Origin of the sequence: Planomonospora alba (genome assembly GCF_039534085.1) — a bacterium.
Taxonomy (GTDB): domain Bacteria; phylum Actinomycetota; class Actinomycetes; order Streptosporangiales; family Streptosporangiaceae; genus Planomonospora_B; species Planomonospora_B alba.
On record NZ_BAAAUT010000131.1, the window covers coordinates 1 to 3,204 of the forward strand.

Annotated in this window: 2 protein-coding genes; one reads left to right on the plus strand and one right to left on the minus strand. The window is 75.6% G+C overall.

Annotation, left to right across the window (positions count from 1 at the left end; all coding sequences use genetic code 11):
• A partial coding sequence (locus ABD823_RS34185) for a histidine kinase N-terminal 7TM domain-containing protein (RefSeq protein ID WP_344867058.1) occupies positions 1–1,142 on the minus strand: 1,142 nt, incomplete at its 3' end.
• A 257-nt stretch (positions 1,143–1,399) separates the two neighbouring features.
• Here ABD823_RS34185 and ABD823_RS34190 point away from each other — a divergent pair.
• Positions 1,400–2,887 carry a diguanylate cyclase domain-containing protein gene (locus tag ABD823_RS34190; protein WP_344867061.1) on the plus strand — a complete coding sequence of 496 codons (1,488 nt, stop codon included), beginning with the start codon at positions 1,400–1,402 and terminating at the stop codon, positions 2,885–2,887.
• The last annotated feature ends 317 nt before the right edge of the window (positions 2,888–3,204 follow it).

The window sequence follows — 3,204 nt, forward strand, 5'->3', positions numbered from 1 at the left end:
AAGGCCCAGCCGATGGTGGTCTGGCGGCTGTCGCGCAGCGCGCTGACGCGCACGTCCAGCTCGACCGTCCGGCCGTCCGGCGCGACCAGGGTGTAGTCCCTGCCGCCCTCGTCCACCGGCGGGGACGCCGCCGCGGCGTCCGGGCCGACCGCCGCCGCGCCGGTCCGCTCCACGCGCCTGTCCGCCACCGTCATGACGCCCCCGCCCCCGCCCCCGGCCTCGCCGCCCCCGGCCCCGTCGGCGGGCGGCACCGCGCCGGGCTCCGCCCGGTCCGCGAGCAGGACGCCGCCGAACACGTCGAGGACCGGCAGCCCGGTCAGGCGCACGGGCGCGTCCGGGACGATCCGGCGCAGCACGCGCTCGGCCGCCGGGTTGAGGTCGAGGATGCGGCCGGCGGCGTCGACCGTCATGACCATGTCGCCGATCATGTCGAAGAGGCGGGCGCGCTCCACCGGGACCAGCTCGTGCAGCGAGCGCCGTACCAGGGTCCAGTAGAAGACGACCGCCGTCACGCAGAACCCGACCGGCGTCAGGTAGTCGACGCGCACGATGCCGACCAGGCTGACGGCGTTGAGCACGAGCGGCGGGAGGACGCCGAGCAGGGTGGAGCCGTACAGGCCGCGCTGGGCGCGCGGGCCGCGCAGCCACGCCCGCACCAGGCGGCCGATGCCGACGGCGATCAGGGTGTAGCTGTAGGCGGTGTGGGCCCAGAACAGCGGGCCGGGCACCCATTCGGCCGGACCCCACAGGTTGTCGGGGTCCAGGGCGGAGATGAAGCCGTGGTGCCGGGGGTTGGTCAGCAGCGCCACCACCGTGAGCACGGGCTCGACCGCCAGCCACGGCAGCAGGTCCCGCGCCGGCCGCCAGGCCCGGTCGGTCACCGCCAGCGACAGGCAGTAGAAGCCCGCCGGCATGACGCCGATGGCCACGAACTTCAGCGCCAGCAGCGGCTGCACGTTCTCCAGGCCGGCGTCCAGGAGCAGGAGCCCGTCGGCCATGGACCAGGTGCCGACGGCGGCGGCGAGCACCGCCACCGCGCTCACCGCGGGGGTCACGCGCCGCCGGCGCAGGCCGGTCACGGCCACGGTGAAGGCCACGAACGCCGACAGGGTGAAGACCAGGGCCGTCAACGGCGCTTCCATGCGCACTGCCTTTCTCCGGTACCGCGTTCCGACCCGGCGCGGGGGCGGCTGCCGGGCGCGGCGGTGTTCCGCCGCGGACGGCCGGCGCCCGCGCGGCCCGTCCCCGGACCCCGCGGGCGCCGGCCGCCGGTCTCATCACCGTAGGTTCGGCACCGGAGACGCACTCTTGACGCCTTTTCCGGACCCGGCCGGTCTCCGGGGGGCGGTTCGCCCGGCCGCCCGCTAAGGACGGACGGTGAGCGGCCGATCACAGTGTCATGGCCTCTCTCCGCACCCGGCCGCTGCCGCCGGCGGCTCGCCGTACCCGCCTGATGCTGGCGGGCGCGGTGCTCGCCTCCGTCCTCACCGTGGTGACGGCGGGGAGTCCGGCGGGCGAGGCCGTGTACTTCACCGGGTACGCGGCCGTGTGCGCGGCCGCCTGGTGGGCGGCGCTGCGCCTGGCCGCCCGGGACGAGCGGCGGCCGTGGCTGATGCTCGCCGCCGCCCAGACGTGCTGGCTGATCGGCGACCTGGTCGCGTCGCTCTTCTACTGGGTGTTCCCGGAGTCCGACCCGACCGGCTGGATGGACGCCCCCTGGCTGGCCGGGTACGCGGCGATCGGCGCCTCGATCATGCTGATGGCCCGCCGCCGGGCCCGGGGGCAGCTGCGCGAACCGCTGCTGGACATGCTGACCCTCGCCACCGCCGCGGCGCTCGGGATGTGGCGGCTCCTGGTGGTCCCGGCGCTGCGGGAGAGCGGCGGCCGCTACACCGCGGGCGTCTGGCTCGACACCGGCTACCTGCTCGGCGACGTGCTGATCGTGGCGGCGGTCCTGCTGCTCGTGCTGTCCCCCGGCACCCGGGGCACCCCCACCCGGCTGCTGGTCACTGCGGCCGGCACCAGGATCGTCACCGACCTGTCCTACGGGCTGCTGCCGCTGATGAACGTGGAGGACCTCAGCCCGATGGGCGGGCTGGTCCTGTTCGGCAACGCGCTGATGGTGATCGCCGCACTGCACCCCGGCCGCGCCGAGCTGACCCGCCCCGGCCCGGCGGTCCGGACCCTGCACCCGTCCCGCGTCGTCTTCCTCGGGCTGGCGCTGGTCACCGCCCCGACGATCGCCGTGGCGGAGGCATCCCTGCCCACCGGGCAGCGCGTCACGATGCTGCTGGCCACCGTCGCCGCGGGCGCCTTCATCCTCACCCGGTTCACCACGGCCGTGCGCGAGCAGGAACGCGCCGAACGGCTCCTGAGCTACCAGGCCGCCTACGACCCGCTGACCGGCCTGGCCAACCGCCGTACGTTCACCGGCCGCCTGGACCTCCGCTCGGCGGGGGACGCACTGTTCTACATCGACCTGGACGGCTTCAAGGAGGTCAACGACACCCACGGCCACGACGCCGGTGACGCGCTGCTGGTGGAGATCGCCCGGCGGCTGCGCGCCGCCGTACGGGAGGAGGACCTGGTGGTACGGCTCGGCGGTGACGAGTTCGCGCTGCTGTGCCCGCAACCCTCGGTGCACGCCGACGTGATCCCGCTGGCCGAGCGGCTGCTGCGGGCCGTCGCCGAACCGGTCCGCTACGGCGGGCACGAGCTGCTGGTGGGGGCCAGCATCGGCATCGCCGTGGCCGGCGAGGACACCACTCCCGGCGAGCTGCTCCGCACGGCCGACACCGCCATGTACGAGGCCAAGCGCGCGGGCCGCGGCCGCTGGGTCCTCGCGGAGCCGCCCTCCCCCCGGGATTCCCTCCCCCTGGCGGGCTGAGCGCCGCGCCCCCGGCGTGCTGCCGCGGGAAGCGTTCACGCCGTGAACACCTCGCGGGTCCGTCAAAGCCGGACCCACGGGCTGAGAGCCCGAGTGTTCACGCCGTGAACACCTCGCCGGCCTCGGCCGCGTGTCCGGCCCCCCGCGTGCACATGCGTCGAGGCCGCCACCGGGGAGAGGAGTCCCGGTGGCGGCCTCGACGGATGCCTGCCTGCCTGTCTGCCTGTCTGCGTGTGCGGCGCATGTACAGGATGCGGGGGCGCGGGGGTGCGGGGGTGCGGCCCCGCGGCCGGTCCCGGCGACCGGACGGCCCTCGG

Bases quoted from the DNA above. Each gene is read 5' to 3' on its own strand.
- ABD823_RS34190 (WP_344867061.1), top strand. From the start codon at position 1,400: ATGGCCTCTCTCCGCACCCGGCCGCTGCCGCCGGCGGCTCGCCGTACC.